Genomic DNA, 20,461 nt, shown 5'->3' on the forward strand with positions numbered 1-20,461 from the left:
CTCGCTGAGTTTACAGGCAATGGCCGCTGTATCATCCCGAAAGGAAGGCACGGTATTTTTCCGTTTTTTACAACACCACATCCACAGGCAGTAATGAATTTATGACCCATCAGTTAAAATCTCGCGACATCATCGCGCTGGGCTTTATGACCTTCGCGCTGTTCGTTGGCGCAGGCAACATTATCTTCCCTCCGATGGTTGGCTTACAGGCCGGCGAACACGTCTGGACCGCAGCCATTGGCTTCCTGATTACCGCCGTGGGTTTGCCGGTGCTAACGGTAGTCGCGCTGGCGAAAGTCGGCGGCGGCGTTGAGCGTCTGAGCTCGCCAATCGGCAAAGTTGCGGGCATTCTGCTGGCCGTGGTGTGCTACCTGGCGGTTGGGCCGCTGTTCGCGACCCCGCGTACCGCCACCGTTTCATTTGAAGTGGGGATTGCTCCGCTGACCGGCGACGGCGCGCTGCCGCTGCTTATCTATAGCGTTATCTATTTCGCGCTGGTGATTCTGGTTTCCCTCTATCCGGGCAAACTGCTGGATACCGTCGGCAATTTCCTGGCGCCGCTGAAAATTATCGCCCTGGTCGTGCTCGCGGTGGCCGCGGTAATCTGGCCGGCCGGCCCGATTAGCGACGCGATGGAAGCCTATCGTACCGCGCCGTTCTCTAATGGTTTCGTCAATGGCTATCTGACCATGGACACGCTGGGAGCGATGGTCTTCGGTATCGTTATCGTTAATGCCGCGCGTTCCCGCGGCGTTAGCGAAGCCCGATTGCTGACTCGCTACACCGTCTGGGCTGGTCTGATGGCCGGCGTGGGCCTGACGCTGCTGTACCTGGCGCTGTTCCGCCTGGGTTCCGATAGCGCGACGCTGGTCGATCAGTCGGCAAACGGCGCGGCTATTCTGCACTCCTACGTGCAGCATACCTTCGGCGGCGCGGGCAGCTTCCTGCTGGCGGCATTGATATTTATCGCCTGTCTGGTCACCGCGGTTGGCCTGACCTGCGCCTGCGCTGAGTTCTTCGCGCAGTATCTGCCGCTGTCGTATCGTTCGCTGGTGTTTATTCTCGGCCTGTTCTCCATGGCGGTTTCTAACCTGGGGCTCAGCCATCTGATTCAGATCTCGATTCCGGTGTTAACCGCTATTTATCCGCCGTGTATCGCACTGGTGGTATTAAGCTTTACCCGCGGTTGGTGGCATAATTCCTCCCGCGTTATCGCGCCGGCAATGTTTATCAGCCTGATGTTTGGTATCATTGACGGTGTTAAAGCATCGGCGTTCGCAGATATCCTGCCGCAATGGACCGCGAGCCTGCCGCTGGCAGCGCAAGGTCTGGCATGGTTGCTGCCAACCGCGGTGATGGCTGTGCTGGCCGCGATCATCGATCGCGCAGCGGGTAGCCCGGTGGTCTCAAAAGCCCACTAACCGACGCTTTACGCAGGTGTTTAACCACGGGACTTAAGGTCCCGTGGTTTTTTGTTTTTTTGGTCATTCCCTTTTGCGTTTTGCCCCCGCAAAGCACAAACGAGAAAAACGGCATGGAACACGATGGAAAGTAGTAACAAGCTTAAGCGCGGGCTAAGTACCCGGCACATTCGCTTTATGGCCCTTGGTTCCGCTATTGGTACCGGCCTGTTCTATGGTTCGGCAGACGCCATTAAAATGGCGGGGCCGAGCGTATTGTTGGCATACATTATCGGCGGCGTGGCGGCGTATATCATCATGCGCGCGCTGGGCGAAATGTCGGTGCATAACCCTTCCGCCAGCTCTTTCTCGCGTTATGCGCAGGAGAACCTCGGCGGGCTGGCCGGCTATATCACCGGCTGGACCTATTGTTTTGAAATCCTGATCGTCGCGATTGCCGACGTGACCGCCTTCGGTATCTATATGGGCGTCTGGTTCCCGGCGGTGCCGCACTGGATATGGGTACTGAGCGTGGTGCTGATTATCTGCGCCGTCAATCTGATGAGCGTGAAGGTGTTCGGCGAACTGGAGTTCTGGTTCTCATTCTTTAAAGTCGCCACGATTATCATCATGATCCTTGCCGGTTTCGGCATCATCATCTGGGGTATCGGCAACGGCGGTCAGCCAACCGGTATTCATAACTTATGGAGCAACGGCGGCTTCTTCAGTAACGGCTGGCTGGGAATGGTGATGTCGCTGCAGATGGTGATGTTCGCCTACGGCGGAATTGAGATTATCGGTATCACCGCCGGTGAAGCGAAGGATCCGGAAAAATCCATTCCGCGGGCGATTAATTCGGTGCCGATGCGTATCCTGGTGTTCTACGTGGGGACGCTGTTCGTCATTATGTCTATCTATCCCTGGAACCTGGTGGGCACTAACGGCAGCCCGTTCGTGTTGACCTTCCAGCATATGGGAATTACCTTTGCCGCCGGCATCCTGAACTTCGTGGTGTTAACCGCCTCGCTATCGGCGATTAACAGCGACGTATTCGGCGTTGGCCGTATGCTGCACGGAATGGCCGAGCAGGGGAGCGCGCCGAAGGTGTTCGCCAAAACGTCGCGTCGCGGTACGCCCTGGGTGACGGTACTGGTGATGACCGTGGCGCTGCTGTTTGCGGTCTATCTCAACTACATCATGCCGGAAAACGTCTTCCTGGTGATTGCCTCGCTGGCGACCTTCGCCACCGTGTGGGTGTGGATTATGATCCTGTTGTCGCAAATCGCTTTCCGTCGTCGCCTGTCGCCAGAAGAGGTTAAGGCGCTGAAGTTTAAAGTACCGGGCGGCGTGGCCACCACCGTGGTCGGCCTGCTGTTCCTGGTCTTTATCATCGCGCTTATCGGCTACCATCCGGATACCCGCATTTCGCTGTACGTCGGCTTTGCGTGGATCGTGCTGCTGCTGGTTGGCTGGAAAATTAAGACCCGCCGCGATCGCCAGTTAGCCCAGGCGCAGTAATTCTCCACTCTTCCGGGTCCGGCTTTGCCGCGGCCCGGAAAAATCACATCCTCCTCCTTTCTCCTCCCCCAATTATTCTATTGATGATGAGTTATACGCCTGTTCACTGTGGCAAGGTGTGGCCATTACGCAAAAAGAGGAATGATGATGTTGAAGGCCTGGCACCTGCCGGTTGCTCCTTTTATTAAAGAGCAGCAGGAACGACTCGTTATCACATTGTGGCTAAGCGGCGAAACAATGCCGCAGCGAATTACGCTGCGCGCGGAAGAAGACAATGAAGAGCTGTCGTTGCCCATGCAGCGCCTGCGCCAATCCCCACACGCCGATGTCGTCGCCTGGCGTGGAGAGATAAACCTGATGAACGGCCAGCCGCGCCGTCGCTATAGCTTTAAGCTGCTGTGGGCTGACCGCCAGCTGTGGTTTACGCCGCAGGGTTTCCAGCGTTTTCCGCCCGCGCGGCTGGAACAGTTTGCGGTTGATGTGCCAGATAGCTGCCCGCAGTGGGTCGCCGATCAGGTCTTTTATCAAATCTTTCCCGACCGTTTTGCCCGTAGCGAGGCGCGAGAAGCCGGGCAGGACCAGGTTTATTACCATCATGCCGCAGGCCAGAATATTGTGCTAAAAGCGTGGGACGAGCCGTTGACCGGCGAAGCGGGCGGTTCGACCTTTTATGGCGGCGACCTCGACGGTATTAGCGAGAAACTTCCCTATCTGAAGCAGCTTGGCGTGACCGCGCTGTATCTTAACCCGGTATTCGTCGCGCCCAGCGTACATAAATACGATACCGCTGATTACCGCCGTGTCGATCCGCAGTTCGGCGGCGATGCCGCGCTGTTGCGTCTGCGCCACAATACGCAGCGTGAAGGGATGCGCCTAATCCTCGACGGCGTGTTTAACCATACCGGTGATTCGCACCCGTGGTTCGATCGCCACCAGCAGGCGAGCAATGGCGCCTGCCACCAGCCGGATTCACCCTGGCGTGAGTGGTTTAATTTTTCGCAGGAAGGGGTGGCGCATAACTGGCTGGGTTACGCCAGTCTGCCAAAACTTGACTACCGTTCATCGAGCCTGGTTAACGAAATCTATGCGGGCGAAGACAGCGTGGTGCGGCACTGGTTAAAAGCGCCGTGGAGTATGGATGGCTGGCGGCTGGACGTGGTGCATATGCTGGGCGAAGATGGCGGCGCGCGTAATAATCTGCGCCATATTGCCGGTATCACCCAGGCGGCGAAGCGGGAGCAGCCGGAGGCTTTTGTATTCGGCGAGCATTTTGGCGACGCGCGTCAGTGGCTGCAGGCTGATGCCGAAGATGCGGCGATGAACTATCGCGGTTTTACCTTCCCGCTGTGGGGGTTCCTCGCTAATACCGATATTTCCTACGATCCGCAGCACATTGATGCGCAAACCTGTATGGCGTGGATGGACAACTATCGCGCCGGGCTGTCGCATCAGCAGCAATTGCGGATGTTTAACCAACTGGATAGTCACGATACCGCGCGTTTCAAATCCTTGCTGGGTAAAGATGTGGCGCGACTGCCGCTGGCGGTGGTCTGGCTGTTCTGCTGGCCGGGCGTTCCGTGTATTTACTATGGTGATGAAGTCGGCGTCGATGGCAACAACGATCCCTTCTGCCGTAAACCCTTCCCATGGGATCCGTCGCTGCAGGATGAAACCTTGTTGGCGTTATATAAGCGTATGACTACCTTGCGTAAGGGGTATCAGGCGCTGCGCTACGGCGGCTGCCAGGTCATCTATGCGGAAGATAACGTGGTGGTCTTTGTTCGCGTTTATAAACAGCAGCGGGTGCTGGTGGCGATAAACCGCGGTCACGCCTGCGAGGTGGTAATCGACGTATCGCCATTGCTGGAGGGGAAAACGTGGCAGCGTAAAGAAGGCGCGGGCGACATGCACGATGATGTGCTGAGTCTGCCCGCGATTTCCGCAAGCGTCTGGTGTAGCCGTTAACGGTAGAGCTGGCTCAGACAGCTGTCTTCGAGAATAGCCTCTCGCCACCAGCGCTGAGCCAGACCGTTATTGCCGCTACGCCAGGCCATATAGGTAATATCTTTCTCACGGCTCGAAATCACCGGTTTCTCCAGCAACTCACCGCTCTCCAGCCACGGGCGGGCGATGTGGCGGGGCAGGAACCCGCATCCCAAACCGGCGCGCAGGAGCGCGACTTTGGTGGCGAAATCATCGACCCGGATTTGCTCCTGCTCATCGAGCAGGTTGCTGTTCAATGGATGACAGTAGCGGGCGCTATCGCTAATAACCACCGCGCGATGCAGGCTGAGCTGTTTGTTGGTCAGCGGCTGGGTTGTTTCCGCCAGCGGGTGGCCGGGCGCGACAACGAACACGTTGTCCATCGCGCCGAGCATTTTCCATGACCATTCCGCGGAGGTCGGCGGTTCGTTAATCGCCCCAAGAATAATATCCGCGCCGTTGTGAGTCAGCTCTTCCCACGAGCCCGCCAGAGTATGGTGGGTAAAGTTGAGCCGGGTTTGCGGATATTGCGCGTAAAACTTTTCAATCAGCGGCAATAGGGCCTGGAAAGGAAAAGAGTCGTCCAGCGCAATCGCCAGATCCCGCTCCCAGCCGGAACTCAGTAGCTGCGCCTGTTTTTCCAGATCGTTGGCGGCATTGAGCAGCAGGCGCCCCTTTTCCAGCATCATTTTACCGGTATCGGTAAATTTCGCCCGGTGCCCGGAACGATCCAGCAGACTGATGTTCAGATCGTTTTCCAGTTTTTGGATCATATAGCTCAGCGCGGCGGGGGTTTTAAATAGCGACTCGGCCGCCAGCGCGAAAGAGCCATGTCTATCCAGAGCATCAAGAATCAAAAGTACATCAAGGTTTAAACGCATTAGTCTCGATCCGCCAGTCTAATAATAATGTTGTTTTACCGAAGGCCGATGTTCAATTCCAGTGAATAAATTAGAACAGTTCCCCGTAATTTTTTGATTATTCAAACGGTCACTATTTTTACTCAAGTGAATTAAAACGGAAAGATTTCTTTAATAACTCGTTAGAAATTACTGACTATACTCATCATGCGTTATTGGCCACAATCAGCACAGCACAACGGCAGTGTATTATCTTCCTAACTAATTGATTAATAGGATGTGTTATGTCTATTCGTGAACTGATTGATCCGTCTAATTCCACCCTTATTTTTATTGACCACCAGCCGCAAATGGCTTTTGGCGTGGCCAATATCGATCGCCAGACGCTGAAAAATAACACCGTCGCGTTGGCCAAAGCGGGCAAGATTTTTAACGTTCCTGTTATTTATACCTCTGTCGAAACCAAAAGCTTCAGCGGCTATATCTGGCCAGAACTGCTGGCGGTTCATCCTGAAGTGAAACCGATTGAACGTACTTCTATGAACTCATGGGAAGACGCCGGTTTTGTTAATGCGGTAAAAGCCACTGGACGTAAAAAACTGATTATTTCCGCGCTGTGGACCGAAGTGTGCCTGACTTTCCCGGCGCTGATGGCGCTGGAAGCAGGTTATGAAGTGTACGTGGTAACCGATACCTCCGGTGGTACCTCCGTTGACGCTCACGAGCGCGCCATCGACCGTATGGTGCAGGCCGGCGCCGTGCCGGTGACCTGGCAGCAGGTTCTGCTGGAGTACCAGCGCGACTGGTCACGTAAAGAGACTTACGACGCGGTGATGGATCTGGTTCGCGAACATAGCGGCGCCTACGGTATGGGCGTGGATTATGCTTATACCATGGTGCACGGCGCGCCGGAACGTAAAGCCTAAAACACTTCATCCTGCAAGCTGCCTCTTTGTTGGCTTCGCTTGCCCGCCCCGGTCACTGGCTGATGTCAGTGCTCGAGGGCGGGCAATCTTGCCGCCTCAATGCGGCATGAATGATTTTGTGTATTGTCATTTATGGCTGATGGCGGGAGAAATCCCGTCATTCCCCTGAAGCAAGGAACTCTTAATGGCGCAACAGAAATCAGTGACGCTGGTCATCAGTCATCATCTCGATCCACAAAACGGCCAGCGCTATGAAGCATGGTTGGGGAAAATCATGCCGGTTGCGGCGGAGTTTCCCGGCCATCTTGGCGCCAACGTGATCCGTCCGGCGGCCGGGCAAAATCTCTGGAGCGTGATAATTCGCTTCGACACCATTGAACATCTCTACGCCTGGACGCAGTCGGAAACCCGTCGTGAATTAGTCGCGGAAATCGCGCCGTTTCTCAATGATGGCGATCGTACCGAAATCCGCACCGAACCGGCGTTCTGGTTTACCCCGCCTGCGGCCAATATTCGCCAGCCGCTGCGCTGGAAACAGTTCCTGATAACCCTGCTGGTCATCTTCCCAAGTACCAACCTGGTACCATGGCTGACCGGCATGGCGCTGCCGGAGTTACGGGGAAGCTTGTTACTGCATCTGATTAACGATGCCCTGGTGGTCGCGTTGGTGGTCTGGTTGTGGATGCCTATCGTGACCCGTCTGTTTGCCGGTTGGTTGAAAAAAAATTAGCTCAACCAGCTTAAAGGAGTGCGTTATGTCGCAAACTGCCACACTGATTCTGACCCACGGTCAGATTCATACACTCGACCGCGCGAACCCACTGGCGGAAGCCGTGGCCATCGCCGATGGAAAAATTCTCGCGACCGGAAGCCACGATCGAATCATGACGTTCGCCGCCGAGGGGACGCAAATTGTCGATCTTAAAGGCCATACGGTGATCCCAGGTCTTAACGACTCCCACCTGCACCTGATTCGTGGCGGCCTGAACTATAACCTCGAGCTGCGCTGGGAAGGAGTGCCCTCGCTGGCGGATGCGCTGCGTATGCTAAAAGATCAGGCCGATCGCACGCCGTCGCCGCAGTGGGTGAGGGTGGTCGGCGGCTGGAGCGAATTCCAGTTTGCCGAACGCCGCATGCCGACGCTGGAAGAGCTGAATGAAGCGGCGCCTGACACGCCGGTATTCGTGCTGCATCTGTACGATCGCGCGCTGCTTAACCGCGCGGCGCTGAAAGCCGTTGGCTATACCAAAGAGACGCCGGATCCTGCGGGCGGCGAGATCGTTCGCGATAACAACGGCAACCCGACCGGGATGCTGATCGCCAAACCGAATGCTATGATCCTGTATGCCACGCTGGCCAAAGGACCGAAGCTGCCGCTCGATCTACAGGTTAACTCCACGCGCCAGTTTATGCGCGAACTGAACCGTTTAGGATTAACCAGCGCTATCGATGCCGGCGGTGGTTTCCAGAACTACCCGGAAGATTACGAAATTATCGAGCAACTGCACGCCAAAGAGCAGATGACCGTGCGTATCGCCTACAACCTCTTTACCCAGAGGCCAAAGCAGGAGCTGGAAGATTTCGAGCGCTGGACCGACATGCTGAAGCCGGGGCAGGGCACCGATTTCTACCGTGCCAACGGCGCTGGTGAAATGCTGGTCTTCTCGGCGGCGGATTTTGAAGACTTCCTGCAGCCGCGGCCGGATCTGCCGCAAGGCATGGAGGATGAGCTGGAGCGGGTGGTTCGTCATCTGGTAGAACACCGCTGGCCGTTCCGTCTGCATGCCACCTACGATGAGTCGATTAGCCGAATGCTGGATGTGTTCGAGAAGGTGAACCGCGATATTCCATTTAACGGCCTGCACTGGTTCTTTGACCACGCCGAAACCATCACCGAACGTAATATTGAACGCGTGAAGGCGTTAGGCGGCGGCATCGCGGTACAGCACCGGATGGCCTTCCAGGGGGAATATTTCGTCGATCGTTACGGCAAAGAGGCGGTGAAACATACGCCGCCGGTGGCGAAAATGCTGGAACTGGACGTGCCGGTAGGGTTGGGGACCGATGCGACCCGCGTCGCCAGTTATAACCCGTGGACCGCACTGTACTGGCTGGTTTCCGGGCGTACCGTCGGCGGCATGGCGATGTACGACGATAACAACCGTCTGCCGCGCGACGTCGCCCTTGAGCTATGGACCGCCGGTAGCGCGTGGTTCTCCAGCGAGCAGGGTAAAAAAGGACGCATTGAGAAAGGGCAACTGGCTGACCTGGTGGTGCTGTCAAAAGACTACTTCAGCGTTGCCGAAGAAGAAATTAAGGGCATAGAGTCAGTGCTGACGGTAGTAGATGGCAAGGTAGTGTACGCGGCCGGTCATTTCTCGCCGCTGGCGCCGCCGCCAATTCCGGTATTGCCGGAGTGGTCGCCGGTGGTAAAAGTGCCAGGGCATTATCGCTCGGCGCCGCCTGCGGCCGCGAAGATTGGCGCGGTAGTGCAGATGCACCAGTGCTGCGGCAGCTGCGGCGTGCACGGACATCAGCATGATATTGCGCGCAAGTCGTCGATTCCGGTGGCGGATGAGCAGGCTTTCTGGGGCGTATTAGGCTGTTCTTGCTTCGCGTTCTGATACTTTTGCCCGGTGGCGCCGCACTTACCGGGACTACAGCGAATATAACAGGCACAAAAAAGGCTCGCATTGGCGAGCCTTTTTATGGAAACGTCTAGCCGATTACAGGCTGGATACGTTTTCAGTCAGGTATTTAGCTACGCCTTCCGGAGAAGCGGCCATACCTTCTTTTCCTTTTTCCCACTGAGCCGGGCAAACTTCACCGTGCTCTTCGTGGAACTGCAGCGCGTCAACCATACGCAGCATTTCGTCGATGTTACGGCCCAGCGGCAGGTCGTTAACAACCTGGTGGCGAACGATGCCGTTAGCGTCGATCAGGAAGGAACCGCGCAGCGCAACGCCTTCGTCCGGATGCTCGATACCGTAAGCTTTCTGAATTTCACGTTTGATGTCGGCAACCATCGCGTATTTAACCGGGCCAATACCGCCCTGGTCTACCGGGGTGTTACGCCATGCGTTGTGAACGAACTCGGAGTCGAAGGAAACGCCAACCACTTCTACGCCGCGTTTCTGGAATTCTTCGTAGCGCTTGTCGAAAGCGATCAGTTCAGACGGGCAAACGAAAGTGAAGTCCATTGGCCAGAAGAACAGGACGGTAGCTTTACCGTTGGTGTGCTGTTTGAAGTTGAATTTTTCAACGATTTCGCCGTTACCTAATACTGCTGCAGCGGTAAAGTCCGGAGCCTGACGAGTAACCAGAACCATATGATTCTCCTGTTATTACTAAGGTTAATTGGAACGCAACGCGGGCCAGTATAGGCAGAGGCGGGCAGGAACTCAATGCGGCGCTGACAATCGATGAGATAGGTTTTGCCTATTGATAATTATTCAATAGCGCTTTCAGAATAATCGTTTTGTGAGAAAGCGCAAGGTTTTACAGCGTTCTCTTTTTCGCCTGCTCCATCATTCGCGGATAAAAACGCCAGAATTGCTGCTCCAGCTGCCCATAGTGGTTATCAAGGTCGTACCATGAATCACGCAGCGCATCGAGGCGCGGGCGGCGACTGGCCATACCGTTCAGGACGCGCTGAATGAATTCCATATCCTGATAACGTTCCAGCCAGCGTTCGGACCACATATATTCGTTGAGATTAACAAAGCGCGGCGGCGAATCCGGCAGAATTTGCGCTACCTGCGCGTGGGCGTAACGCACAAACTCGTTTAGCGGCAGATCCGGCGACAGCTGCGCCCAGTGATGCGACAGGAAATGATCCCACATGACGTCGAGGGAAATTGGCGCGACGCGGCGGGTCTCGGGGCGAAACCATTCGCGCGCCGTTTTGACTTCCGCCAGATTGTCGGTCATTACATCTATACGCCGATGCATATAAATGCCGTCAACCACATCCGCAGGATACTCGCCCTGCGGGTTACCGCGGACAAAATCGGCCAGCAGGTTGCCCGGCAGCGAGCTATCCGCAAGGTGGGCGAGATGTAAATGCGCGAGAAAATTCATATCGACTTCAATCCTTCACACGGCCATGCCGTTCTTGCTGGTTAATCATGGTATTCCGCTATTATATCCAGCGTTGAATAGGGTAACGGTTGCAGGAAGACCCGCCCGGCACTAGACTACCCGCCTCTTTATTTAGTCTGAGTCATCGTCATGCGCGTTACCGATTTTTCCTTTGAATTACCTGAATCCCTGATTGCTCACTATCCGCAGCCGGAGCGCAGTAGCTGCCGCTTGCTGTCGCTGGACGGGCCGACGGGCGCGCTGACGCACGGTACTTTCACCGATCTGCTCGATAAGCTCAACCCTGGCGATCTGCTGGTCTTTAACAACACCCGGGTGATCCCGGCGCGTCTGTTTGGGCGTAAAGCCAGCGGCGGCAAGATTGAAGTGCTGGTCGAGCGCATGCTGGATGATAAACGTATTCTGGCACATATTCGCGCCTCTAAAGCGCCGAAGCCGGGGGCGGAGCTGCTGTTAGGCGATGACGAAAGCATTAACGCCACGATGCTGGCGCGCCACGGCGCGCTGTTTGAAGTTGAATTCAACGATGAGCGCCCGGTGCTCGATATCCTGAACAGCATCGGTCATATGCCGCTGCCGCCGTATATCGACCGCCCGGACGAAGACGCCGATCGCGAGCTGTACCAGACGGTTTACGGCACCAAGCCGGGCGCGGTCGCCGCGCCGACCGCCGGCCTGCATTTTGACGATCCGCTGCTGGAAAAGCTGCGCGCGAAAGGCATTGAGATGGCGTTTGTGACGCTGCACGTTGGCGCAGGAACCTTCCAGCCGGTGCGCGTTGACAGCATCGAAGAGCACATCATGCACTCTGAATATGCGGAAGTGCCGCAGGATGTGGTCGATGCGGTTCTGGCGGCGAAAGCGCGCGGTAACCGCGTCATCGCCGTCGGCACCACTTCCGTGCGTTCGCTGGAAAGCGCGGCGCAGGCGGCGAAAAATGGCCTGATTGAGCCGTTCTTTGCCGATACGCAGATCTTTATCTATCCGGGATATCAGTACAAAGTCATCGATGCGCTGGTGACTAACTTCCATCTCCCTGAATCCACACTGATTATGTTGGTCTCCGCTTTCGCTGGCTATCAGCACACCATGAACGCCTATAAGGCTGCGGTAGAACAAAAATATCGCTTTTTTAGCTACGGTGACGCGATGTTTATCACGTACAATCCGCAGGCTATTTCTGAGCGTCCCTAAAAAGGCCGGCACGCTGGCTTTCTGACGCCTTGACGCATTTTTTAGCCACGGAATCATTCCGTGGCGAGTATTTAAACGTCGGACTGTTTTTCTGACGCAGGAGCAATAATGAAATTTGAACTTGATACCACCGATGGCCGCGCGCGTCGCGGCCGTTTGGTGTTTGATCGCGGCGTGGTTGAAACGCCAGCCTTTATGCCCGTTGGTACCTACGGCACCGTCAAAGGGATGACGCCGGAAGAAGTTGAAGCCACCGGCGCGCAAATCATCCTCGGCAACACCTTCCACCTCTGGCTGCGCCCGGGCCAGGAAATCATGAAGCTGCACGGCGACCTGCATGATTTCATGCAGTGGAAAGGGCCGATCCTCACCGATTCCGGCGGTTTCCAGGTCTTCAGCCTTGGCGATATCCGTAAGATCACCGAACAGGGCGTGCACTTCCGCAATCCGATCAACGGCGATCCGATTTTCCTCGATCCGGAAAAATCGATGGAGATTCAGTACGATCTCGGTTCCGATATCGTGATGATTTTCGACGAATGTACGCCGTACCCGGCAGACTGGGATTACGCTAAGCGTTCGATGGAGATGTCTCTGCGCTGGGCGAAGCGCAGCCGTGACCGTTTCGATGGTCTCGGCAACAAAAACGCGCTCTTTGGCATCATTCAGGGCAGCGTTTACGAAGATTTACGAGATATCTCGGTGAAAGGTCTGGTAGAGATTGGCTTTGATGGCTACGCTGTCGGCGGTTTGGCTGTCGGCGAGCCGAAGGAAGACATGCACCGTATCCTGGAGCACGTTTGCCCGCAGATCCCGGCAGATAAACCGCGATACCTGATGGGCGTCGGGAAACCGGAAGACCTGGTGGAAGGGGTACGTCGCGGCATCGATATGTTTGACTGCGTTATGCCGACGCGCAACGCGCGTAACGGCCATCTCTTCGTGACCGATGGCGTAGTGAAAATCCGCAACGCGAAGCATAAAAGCGATACATCGCCGCTGGATGCCGAGTGCGATTGCTATACGTGTCGCAATTATTCACGTGCTTACTTGCATCATCTTGATCGTTGCAACGAAATATTGGGCGCGCGCCTCAATACCATTCATAACCTGCGCTACTATCAGCGTTTAATGGCTGGTTTACGCAAGGCTATCGAAGAGGGTAAATTAGAGAGCTTCGTGACCGATTTTTACCAACGTCAGGGGCGTTCCGTTCCTCCTTTGAACGTTGATTAATTTTAATAATGAGGGAATTTCAATGAGCTTTTTTATTTCTGATGCGGTAGCAGCAACCGGCGCGCCGGCGCAGGGCAGCCCAATGTCTCTGATTCTGATGCTGGTGGTGTTCGGTCTGATTTTTTACTTCATGATCCTGCGCCCACAGCAGAAACGTACTAAAGAGCACAAGAATCTGATGAGCTCTATCGCCAAAGGTGATGAAGTCCTGACAAACGGCGGTCTGGTTGGTCGTGTGACTAAAGTCGCGGAAAACGGCTACATCGCTATCGCGCTGAACGATACCACCGAAGTGGTTATCAAACGTGACTTCGTAGCTGCCGTTCTGCCGAAAGGCACCATGAAGGCGCTGTAATTACCATTTTCCCTAAGGGAACTGCCGTGTTAAACCGTTATCCTTTGTGGAAGTACGTGATGCTGGTCGTCGTGATTATCGTCGGCCTGATTTACGCGCTTCCCAACCTGTATGGTGAGGATCCGGCTGTTCAAATCACTGGCGCGCGCGGCGTCGCCGCCAGTGAGCAAACGCTGATCCAGGTCCAGAAAACTTTACAAGAAGAAAAAATCACCGCGAAGTCTGTGGCACTGGAAGAGGGCGCAATTCTTGCGCGCTTCGACACCACCGACACTCAGCTGCGAGCGCGCGAAGCGCTGGTTAATCTGCTGGGTGACAAATACGTCGTGGCGCTAAACCTTGCTCCTGCTACCCCGCGCTGGCTGGCGGCGATGTATGCCGAGCCGATGAAGCTGGGTCTTGACCTGCGCGGCGGCGTGCACTTCCTGATGGAAGTGGACATGGACACCGCATTAGGCAAACTGCAGGAACAAAACATCGATAGCCTGCGCAGCGAGCTGCGTGACAAAGGCATTCCTTACTCTACCGTGCGTAAGGAAGACAACTACGGTCTGAGCATCGTCTTCCGCGACAGCGCGGCGCGCGACCAGGCTATCTCTTATCTCAGCCCGCGCCATCGCGATCTGGTTATTTCAAGCCAGGGTAACAATGCGCTGAAAGCGGTGATGACCGACGAACGTCTGAAAGAAGCCCGTGAATACGCCGTTCAGCAGAACATCAACATTCTGCGTAACCGTGTAAACCAGCTCGGCGTGGCCGAACCGCTGGTTCAGCGTCAGGGTTCCGACCGTATCGTGGTTGAACTGCCGGGTATCCAGGATACCGCGCGTGCGAAGGAAATCCTTGGCGCGACCGCGACGCTGGAATTCCGTCTGGTGAACACCAACGTCGATCAGTCCGCAGCCGCTTCTGGCCGCGTACCGGGCGATTCGGAAGTGAAAGACACCCGTGAAGCCCGTCCGGTGGTGCTGTATAAGCGCGTGATCCTGACCGGCGACCATATCACCGACTCCACTTCCAGCATGGACGAGTACAACCAGCCGCAGGTTAACATCTCGCTCGATAGCGCAGGTGGCAACATCATGTCTAACTTCACCAAGGACAATATCGGTAAACCGATGGCGACCCTGTTCGTGGAGTACAAAGACAGCGGTAAGAAAGATGCCAACGGTCGCGCTATCCTTGCGAAAGAGGAAGAGGTGATTAACATCGCCAATATCCAGTCTCGCCTTGGCAATAGCTTCCGTATCACCGGTATCAGCAACCCGACCGAAGCGCGTCAGCTTTCTCTGCTGCTGCGTGCGGGCGCCCTGATTGCGCCGATTCAGATTGTTGAAGAGCGTACTATCGGCCCGACTCTGGGTATGCAGAACATCAAGCAGGGCCTGGAAGCGTGTCTGGCCGGTCTGGTGGTCTCTATCCTGTTTATGATCTTCTTCTATAAGAAGTTCGGCCTGATTGCGACCTCTGCGCTGATTGCTAACCTGGTGCTGATTGTCGGCATTATGTCCCTGATTCCTGGGGCAACGCTGACCATGCCGGGGATCGCGGGTATCGTCTTAACCCTTGCGGTGGCGGTCGATGCTAACGTACTGATTAACGAGCGTATCAAAGAAGAGCTGAGCAACGGACGTACCGTTCAGCAGGCGATTGACGAAGGTTATAAGGGCGCATTTAGCTCTATCTTCGACGCCAACGTGACGACGCTAATTAAGGTTATCATCCTGTACGCGGTCGGTACCGGTGCCATTAAAGGGTTTGCGATTACTACCGGTATCGGTATCGCGACCTCAATGTTTACCGCTATCGTCGGCACCCGTGCCATCGTGAACCTGCTGTACGGCGGCAAGCGCGTGAAAAAGCTGTCTATCTGAGGAGTGCGTTGTGGCACAGGAATATACTGTTGAACAATTGAACCACGGCCGTAAAGTCTGGGACTTTATGCGCTGGGACTACTGGGCCTTCGGCATTTCAGGTTTTCTGCTGATTGTGTCGATCGCCATCATCGGCGTCCGCGGGTTTAACTGGGGTCTCGATTTCACCGGCGGTACGGTGATTGAAATTACCCTCGAAAAACCGGTTGATATGGACCAGCTGCGCGATTCGCTGCAGAAAGCGGGCTTTGAGGAGCCGCAGCTGCAGAACTTCGGCAGCAGCCGCGACATCATGGTGCGTATGCCGCCGGTACACGATGCCAACGGCAGCCAGGAGCTGGGCAGCAAAGTCGTTAACGTAATTAACGAATCGACCAGCCAAAGCGCGACGGTGAAACGTATTGAGTTCGTTGGCCCGAGCGTGGGCGCGGACCTTGCGCAAACTGGCGCTCTGGCGCTGATTGCGGCGCTGGTGTGTATCCTTATCTATGTCGGCTTCCGCTTTGAATGGCGACTGGCGGCAGGGGTCGTTATCGCACTGGCGCACGACGTGGTGATTACCATGGGCGTGCTGTCGTTGTTCCATATCGAGATTGACCTGACCATCGTCGCATCATTGATGTCGGTCATCGGTTACTCGTTGAACGATAGTATCGTGGTATCGGACCGTATCCGTGAAAACTTCCGTAAGATCCGTCGCGGTACGCCGTACGAAATCTTTAACGTGTCGTTGACCCAGACGCTGCACCGTACCTTGATCACCTCTGGTACCACCCTGATGGTGATCCTGATGCTGTTCCTCTTCGGCGGCCCGATTCTGGAAGGCTTCTCGCTGACCATGCTGATCGGTGTATCCATCGGTACGGCTTCTTCTATCTACGTCGCGTCCGCGCTGGCGTTGAAACTGGGCATGAAGCGCGAGCATCTGATCCAGCAGAAGGTCGAAAAAGAAGGGGCGGATCAGCCGTCTATTCTGCCGTAATCGGTTCAGTTGAGATAAAGCAATCCCGGCTTTGTGGCCGGGATTTTTTTTGCCAAAATTATCCGGCCTCGGCTACAAGTGCGGAAAAATCGCCTCTTTAGCCCTCATTTCTCCAGAAATCCTCGCTTCTACCTTCATCTTCAGCATAAAACAAACTTAGTAAACCTTCGCCAGGCAGCTCGCTACCTGCAACATTTATCTCTGCAAATCACGGCCCTCAACCCGCATTTATGCGGGCTGCTCCGACCTTCCGGGAACGTCTCAGCGATTTTGAGGCCACCAACACCGGCAGTTTCAGCCAGCATGGTGAATAAATTAACGGCAGGCCGCACGGACCGTAGGCCGGATAAGGCGCAGCCGCCATCCGGCGCAAAAGCGGCTCCTTATCCGCGGATATTGCCCGGCGGCGCTGCGCTTGCAATAACCCTTCAAACAGGGATATCTGCGCAGGTTGAGTATACCCACAACCTGATATGCCAAATTCTGAAAACCGTTTAGCACACTGCTGACAGTATGCTGTCAGGAGCCCTCTCGTACACTGCTTGTGAACTCACTAACGAGCAGGAGGAAGTATGAACAACGTGATTAACTGGTTTGAAATTCCGGTCGCAGATATGGATCGCGCCGTCGCGTTTTATGAGCCGGTAATGCAGGTGACGTTACGTCGTGAAACCATGGATTGCGCGGACCTGGCCGTCTTCCCACATCAGGACCCGGCCCCCGGCGGCGCGTTGGCTAAATTTGACGGTATCGCGCCATCGCCGCAGGGCGCTATTATTTATCTGCATACCGACAACCTGGCCGCCACGCTGGATCGTATCGCCTCGGCGGGAGGAGCGTGCGTATTTGGCCCGCTGGCGCTGCCGAATGATATTGGCACCATCGCCCTGTTTACCGACAGCGAAGGCAACCGTGTAGGTTTGCATCAACCAGCTTAACCTGACTATTTAGCGAAACGAGAAATGACCCGACGCGCCGACCGTTTATTTCAGATAGTGCAGATCCTGCGCGGCAGGCGGCTAACTACCGCGGCGCTGCTGGCGGAACGGTTGGGCGTGTCGGAGCGTACCGTCTATCGCGATATCCGCGACCTCTCGCTCTCAGGCGTCCCGGTTGAGGGGGAGGCCGGGAGCGGTTATCGTCTGCTGGCGGGTTACGACCTGCCGCCACTCATGTTGACCACCAAAGAATCCGAAGCGCTCATTGCGGCGATTCGACTGTTAAAAACCTGGGGCGGCGATGCGCTTTCGCAGTCGCTGGAGTCAGCCCAGGAAAAAATGCTGGCGATTTTGCCGGAAGAGAGGCGGCGCAAAGCGGAGCAGACCCGGCTGTTTGCCCCCGATCTTGGCGCGCATCGTTATGCTAAAACCCATTTTGACGTTATCCATCAGGCCGTATCCAATCAGCAGGTATTACAGCTTCACTACCAGGATGAATCCGGTCAGGTGACGCGGCGTGAAGTGCTGCCGCTGGGGCTGTTTTTCTGGGGGGAGCGCTGGCTGCTGGTGGCCTGGTGCGAACTGCGCAGTGATTATCGTAACTTTCGACTCGACCGTTGTCTGGAGGTAAGGGCGACCGAGCGTCGTTTCAGCGAGTGCGCCGACCGTTCATTGAGTGATTTCTTACGCAAGGTGAGATGTGAGGAGCGATAAAAAAACGCCCGGTTGGCGTAAACGCGTACCGGGCGCTCTGTTACAGGAAAAGGCGCTTAGAAGTTGTAACCGACAACGAAGTAACCACCCCAGCCGGTAGAGCGTACGCTGAAATCGCCATCGCCGAAGTTCAGCTTAGCATCATCAGCCCACTGGCCGCCGTTATGGAAGTAACGTGCGACGATAGAGTAGTGCCAGTGCGCGTAGTTCAGCGCCAGGATGTGGCTGGACGCGATAGAGTTGCTGGTACGCGCGTGCTTACCGTTCATATCGTAGAAGTTGTCGTCGCCAAGGTCAGAACCCCAGTCGAAGTTGGTGAAGCCGATATAGCTCAGCGAACCGCCCCACAGGTCGGTCAGCGGAACGAAGTATTTCACCTTGAAGCGGTAGCCGTCCCACTCGTTTTCGTTGGAGGCGCCGTAGTTCTGCCACTGGTATTTAGCATAGATGTTCAGCGACAGGCTCATCGGCAGACCGGTATCGATGTCGGTACCCAGACCCATATACCAGGTGCTTTGCTCCTGAGAGTCGTTGCGGCCCATATCGTAGATATAGTTGTTCGCGAAGTACCACTCTTTGAACGGCCCGAAGCTCAGATCGGTGTTGGTCAGCTTGTCGATAGAGAAACGCGGCTCGATCTCCATAAACAGCGGGGAGCCTTTGTTCCAGATACCTTTCGCCGTGCTGTTGCCGCCGAAGAAGACCGGCGCATCGATATAGCCGTAGAAATCAAACCAATCTTTTTTAGCAAACGCTTCGTATTCCAGATAGGTATCGTTACGGATCTGCGGTCCAAAACGAGTGTGGTAGCTACCGACTACGTTCACACTCTGGTGCCACCAATCAGACAGGTACTGCGGTTTTTCAGTTTCTGCCGCGCCAGCGGTGAAAGAAGCGGAAAGCGCCACAACAGCGCTCGCTGCCAGTAATGTTTTTTTCATGTTGATGCCACTGTTTAAATTAAGCCAAAAGGCGTTAAGAAAATTGCCGAAGCGTTGCTAAATATTTCGTCTTTCTGTGGGGGTCTATTATAGAAATCATTGCTCACAAAAATACGTGTTGTTTCACATAACCAGAACATGCGTAATCGATTGCGTTCACGATTCTATGCATTTCTTGACAAAATGCTACTGAAAATCGCCTTCAGGAGCGATTTCTAATGAACTCTTATGAAAAGTTGTAAATGGATAACTTCGATAGATGAAAAGTGGGGCGCCGGGCCGTTTTGCCCGGCGTGAGCGCTTACTGCGCGCTGGCAGGTTGGATATCGTGGATACGAATAAAGCCGACTTTATCAGGCGTCACATTCAGGCGCAGCGGGATATCGACATCGCTGGGCGCCAGGATGCTGGCCGGGGCGCTAATCAGCTGATCCTGGACGTTGACTTCCTGATAGCTGTGGGTGGTACCGGTGATCTGCCCGGAAGCGACGGTCGCGGTGAAGGCCGGGAGCGGATCGTTAGACTCGCCCTGGATACGTAAGGTCAGGCGCGAACCGTCGCCATCGGCCGTAATACTGCCCACTGACATGCGCAGGGTGCCGATCTGGCTCTCCAGCCGCGCCGGCGTTTTAGCATCCGGTAGCAGGTAGACGCCGCTGGTGGATTTAGCATTCAGTGCGTTTTGCTGAGTGATTTTTATCGTTTGCTGATTCAGCTGGGTCATCTCTTTGCTCAGCGTACTGACGCTCTCGTTCATCTGACGAACTTCGCTTTGCTGGGCGCAGGCGGTAAGGGTGAACAGGCTGCCGATGATAGCCAGTTGTAGGTAACGTCTTGTCATGGTCAGGATTCCGTTTACAGAGGATGATTAATGGTAGCTAAACTGAATTGGCCTACCATAGATCCTTTGTCTCAAAAGCTCTTTCTTTGTAGTCCGCTGACTTCAGGGTAAACTACCCTTCAGATTAACTACCTGTCAGGACGCGCCATGCATTGCCCTTTCTGTTTCGCCGTGGATACCAAAGTCATCGATTCTCGCCTGGTCGGCGAAGGCTCCTCCGTGCGTCGTCGTCGGCAGTGTCTGGTCTGCAATGAACGCTTTACCACTTTTGAAGTGGCGGAACTGGTAATGCCGCGGGTGGTAAAAAGCAACGACGTGCGCGAACCTTTCAACGAAGACAAGCTGCGTAGCGGGATGTTGAAAGCGCTGGAAAAGCGGCCGGTCAGCGCCGATGACGTTGAAATGGCGGTAAATCACATCAAAACCCATCTGCGCGGCACCGGTGAACGTGAAGTCGCGAGTAAAATGATCGGTAATCTGGTGATGGAACAGCTGAAGAAGCTCGACAAGGTCGCCTATATTCGCTTCGCTTCCGTCTATCGCAGTTTCGAAGATATTAAAGAGTTCGGCGAAGAAATCGCCCGTTTACAGGACTAAG

Annotated in this window: 19 protein-coding genes; 14 read left to right on the forward strand and 5 right to left on the reverse strand. The window is 55.2% G+C overall.

What is annotated here, in order from left to right; translation table 11 throughout:
• Positions 1-101 precede the first annotated feature (101 nt).
• The 3 genes from brnQ (at position 102) to malZ (ending at position 4,883) form a co-directional block, all read left to right on the forward strand.
• A complete protein-coding gene (gene brnQ / locus ABLV17_RS05260) occupies positions 102-1,421 on the forward strand; it encodes a branched-chain amino acid transporter carrier protein BrnQ (RefSeq protein ID WP_015368011.1) in 1,320 nt (439 codons plus the stop codon).
• 123 nt (positions 1,422-1,544) lie between these two features.
• Positions 1,545-2,918, forward strand: coding sequence for a proline-specific permease ProY (gene proY / locus ABLV17_RS05265; protein WP_015368010.1), 1,374 nt, complete (start codon positions 1,545-1,547; stop codon positions 2,916-2,918).
• Positions 2,919-3,065: 147 nt separating this feature from the next.
• Complete coding sequence (malZ, locus tag ABLV17_RS05270) at positions 3,066-4,883, forward strand: maltodextrin glucosidase (protein ID WP_308958600.1); 1,818 nt, start codon at positions 3,066-3,068, stop codon at positions 4,881-4,883.
• On the opposite strand, the gene ABLV17_RS05275 is transcribed toward malZ, so the two are convergent.
• The gene (locus ABLV17_RS05275) at positions 4,880-5,782 is read right to left on the reverse strand and encodes a LysR family transcriptional regulator (protein WP_087860411.1); all 903 of its coding nucleotides are present in this window, start codon (positions 5,780-5,782) and stop codon (positions 4,880-4,882) included. The two genes, malZ and ABLV17_RS05275, sit on opposite strands and share 4 nt — an antisense overlap.
• A 263-nt stretch (positions 5,783-6,045) precedes the next feature.
• On the opposite strand from ABLV17_RS05275, the gene ABLV17_RS05280 reads away from it, so the two are divergent.
• From ABLV17_RS05280 to ABLV17_RS05290, 3 genes are all read left to right on the forward strand, one after another.
• Positions 6,046-6,687 (forward strand): hydrolase, encoded by a 642-nt coding sequence (locus tag ABLV17_RS05280; protein WP_045390940.1) that lies wholly within the window; start codon positions 6,046-6,048, stop codon positions 6,685-6,687.
• A gap of 184 nt (positions 6,688-6,871) precedes the next feature.
• Positions 6,872-7,417: an antibiotic biosynthesis monooxygenase gene (locus tag ABLV17_RS05285; RefSeq protein ID WP_015368006.1), complete on the forward strand. Its 546-nt coding sequence runs from the start codon at positions 6,872-6,874 to the stop codon at positions 7,415-7,417.
• Positions 7,418-7,442: 25 nt separating this feature from the next.
• Positions 7,443-9,311, forward strand: coding sequence for an amidohydrolase (locus tag ABLV17_RS05290; protein ID WP_047740003.1), 1,869 nt, complete (start codon positions 7,443-7,445; stop codon positions 9,309-9,311).
• Between the two features lie 102 nt (positions 9,312-9,413).
• Here the strand turns inward: ABLV17_RS05290 and ABLV17_RS05295 are convergent, their stop codons facing one another.
• Both ABLV17_RS05295 and acpH read right to left on the reverse strand, forming a co-directional pair.
• Positions 9,414-10,016: a peroxiredoxin gene (locus ABLV17_RS05295; RefSeq protein WP_015368004.1), complete on the reverse strand. Its 603-nt coding sequence runs from the start codon at positions 10,014-10,016 to the stop codon at positions 9,414-9,416.
• Between the two features lie 169 nt (positions 10,017-10,185).
• Complete coding sequence (gene acpH / locus ABLV17_RS05300; protein ID WP_015704556.1) at positions 10,186-10,767, reverse strand: ACP phosphodiesterase; 582 nt, start codon at positions 10,765-10,767, stop codon at positions 10,186-10,188.
• Between the two features lie 150 nt (positions 10,768-10,917).
• On the opposite strand from acpH, the gene queA reads away from it, so the two are divergent.
• The 7 genes from queA to ABLV17_RS05335 all read left to right on the forward strand — a co-directional run bounded on the left by queA (position 10,918) and on the right by ABLV17_RS05335 (position 18,081).
• Positions 10,918-11,982, forward strand: coding sequence for a tRNA preQ1(34) S-adenosylmethionine ribosyltransferase-isomerase QueA (gene queA / locus ABLV17_RS05305; protein ID WP_015368002.1), 1,065 nt, complete (start codon positions 10,918-10,920; stop codon positions 11,980-11,982).
• Positions 11,983-12,090: 108 nt separating this feature from the next.
• The gene (tgt, locus tag ABLV17_RS05310) at positions 12,091-13,218 is read left to right on the forward strand and encodes a tRNA guanosine(34) transglycosylase Tgt (RefSeq protein ID WP_015368001.1); all 1,128 of its coding nucleotides are present in this window, start codon (positions 12,091-12,093) and stop codon (positions 13,216-13,218) included.
• A 22-nt stretch (positions 13,219-13,240) separates the two neighbouring features.
• Positions 13,241-13,573, forward strand: coding sequence for a preprotein translocase subunit YajC (gene yajC / locus ABLV17_RS05315; RefSeq protein ID WP_087860408.1), 333 nt, complete (start codon positions 13,241-13,243; stop codon positions 13,571-13,573).
• Positions 13,574-13,599: 26 nt separating this feature from the next.
• The gene (gene secD / locus ABLV17_RS05320; RefSeq protein WP_308958998.1) at positions 13,600-15,447 is read left to right on the forward strand and encodes a protein translocase subunit SecD; all 1,848 of its coding nucleotides are present in this window, start codon (positions 13,600-13,602) and stop codon (positions 15,445-15,447) included.
• A 10-nt stretch (positions 15,448-15,457) separates the two neighbouring features.
• Complete coding sequence (gene secF / locus ABLV17_RS05325; protein ID WP_015367999.1) at positions 15,458-16,429, forward strand: protein translocase subunit SecF; 972 nt, start codon at positions 15,458-15,460, stop codon at positions 16,427-16,429.
• Between the two features lie 572 nt (positions 16,430-17,001).
• Positions 17,002-17,367: a VOC family protein gene (locus ABLV17_RS05330; protein WP_015367998.1), complete on the forward strand. Its 366-nt coding sequence runs from the start codon at positions 17,002-17,004 to the stop codon at positions 17,365-17,367.
• 24 nt (positions 17,368-17,391) lie between these two features.
• Positions 17,392-18,081: a YafY family protein gene (locus ABLV17_RS05335; RefSeq protein ID WP_087860406.1), complete on the forward strand. Its 690-nt coding sequence runs from the start codon at positions 17,392-17,394 to the stop codon at positions 18,079-18,081.
• 56 nt (positions 18,082-18,137) lie between these two features.
• Here the strand turns inward: ABLV17_RS05335 and ABLV17_RS05340 are convergent, their stop codons facing one another.
• Together ABLV17_RS05340 and ABLV17_RS05345 are read right to left on the reverse strand one after the other, a co-directional pair.
• Positions 18,138-19,022 (reverse strand): nucleoside-specific channel-forming protein Tsx, encoded by an 885-nt coding sequence (locus tag ABLV17_RS05340; protein WP_015367996.1) that lies wholly within the window; start codon positions 19,020-19,022, stop codon positions 18,138-18,140.
• A 301-nt stretch (positions 19,023-19,323) separates the two neighbouring features.
• Positions 19,324-19,863 carry a DUF3251 domain-containing protein gene (locus tag ABLV17_RS05345; RefSeq protein WP_087860405.1) on the reverse strand — a complete coding sequence of 180 codons (540 nt, stop codon included), beginning with the start codon at positions 19,861-19,863 and terminating at the stop codon, positions 19,324-19,326.
• A 147-nt stretch (positions 19,864-20,010) separates the two neighbouring features.
• Between ABLV17_RS05345 and nrdR the strand changes: the two genes are divergently transcribed.
• Positions 20,011-20,460: a transcriptional regulator NrdR gene (gene nrdR, locus ABLV17_RS05350; protein ID WP_002890417.1), complete on the forward strand. Its 450-nt coding sequence runs from the start codon at positions 20,011-20,013 to the stop codon at positions 20,458-20,460.
• Position 20,461 lies beyond the last annotated feature (1 nt).

Origin of the sequence: Klebsiella sp. CN_Kp091, from assembly GCF_040065095.1 — a bacterium.
In the GTDB taxonomy this organism is placed as follows: Bacteria; Pseudomonadota; Gammaproteobacteria; order Enterobacterales; family Enterobacteriaceae; genus Klebsiella; species Klebsiella aerogenes.

What these genes read in the sequence shown, in the direction of transcription:
- ABLV17_RS05290 (WP_047740003.1), top strand. Translation starts at nt 7,443, where the DNA reads ATGTCGCAAACTGCCACACTGATTCTGACCCACGGTCAGATTCATACA.
- malZ (WP_308958600.1), top strand. Translation starts at nt 3,066, where the DNA reads ATGTTGAAGGCCTGGCACCTGCCGGTTGCTCCTTTTATTAAAGAGCAG.
- ABLV17_RS05295 (WP_015368004.1), bottom strand. Translation starts at nt 10,016, where the DNA reads ATGGTTCTGGTTACTCGTCAGGCTCCGGACTTTACCGCTGCAGCAGTA.
- queA (WP_015368002.1), top strand. Translation starts at nt 10,918, where the DNA reads ATGCGCGTTACCGATTTTTCCTTTGAATTACCTGAATCCCTGATTGCT.
- acpH (WP_015704556.1), bottom strand. Translation starts at nt 10,767, where the DNA reads ATGAATTTTCTCGCGCATTTACATCTCGCCCACCTTGCGGATAGCTCG.
- ABLV17_RS05330 (WP_015367998.1), top strand. Translation starts at nt 17,002, where the DNA reads ATGAACAACGTGATTAACTGGTTTGAAATTCCGGTCGCAGATATGGAT.
- yajC (WP_087860408.1), top strand. Translation starts at nt 13,241, where the DNA reads ATGAGCTTTTTTATTTCTGATGCGGTAGCAGCAACCGGCGCGCCGGCG.
- ABLV17_RS05340 (WP_015367996.1), bottom strand. Translation starts at nt 19,022, where the DNA reads ATGAAAAAAACATTACTGGCAGCGAGCGCTGTTGTGGCGCTTTCCGCT.
- ABLV17_RS05345 (WP_087860405.1), bottom strand. Translation starts at nt 19,863, where the DNA reads ATGACAAGACGTTACCTACAACTGGCTATCATCGGCAGCCTGTTCACC.
- ABLV17_RS05280 (WP_045390940.1), top strand. Translation starts at nt 6,046, where the DNA reads ATGTCTATTCGTGAACTGATTGATCCGTCTAATTCCACCCTTATTTTT.
- tgt (WP_015368001.1), top strand. Translation starts at nt 12,091, where the DNA reads ATGAAATTTGAACTTGATACCACCGATGGCCGCGCGCGTCGCGGCCGT.
- brnQ (WP_015368011.1), top strand. Translation starts at nt 102, where the DNA reads ATGACCCATCAGTTAAAATCTCGCGACATCATCGCGCTGGGCTTTATG.
- ABLV17_RS05275 (WP_087860411.1), bottom strand. Translation starts at nt 5,782, where the DNA reads ATGCGTTTAAACCTTGATGTACTTTTGATTCTTGATGCTCTGGATAGA.
- nrdR (WP_002890417.1), top strand. Translation starts at nt 20,011, where the DNA reads ATGCATTGCCCTTTCTGTTTCGCCGTGGATACCAAAGTCATCGATTCT.
- ABLV17_RS05285 (WP_015368006.1), top strand. Translation starts at nt 6,872, where the DNA reads ATGGCGCAACAGAAATCAGTGACGCTGGTCATCAGTCATCATCTCGAT.
- proY (WP_015368010.1), top strand. Translation starts at nt 1,545, where the DNA reads ATGGAAAGTAGTAACAAGCTTAAGCGCGGGCTAAGTACCCGGCACATT.
- ABLV17_RS05335 (WP_087860406.1), top strand. Translation starts at nt 17,392, where the DNA reads ATGACCCGACGCGCCGACCGTTTATTTCAGATAGTGCAGATCCTGCGC.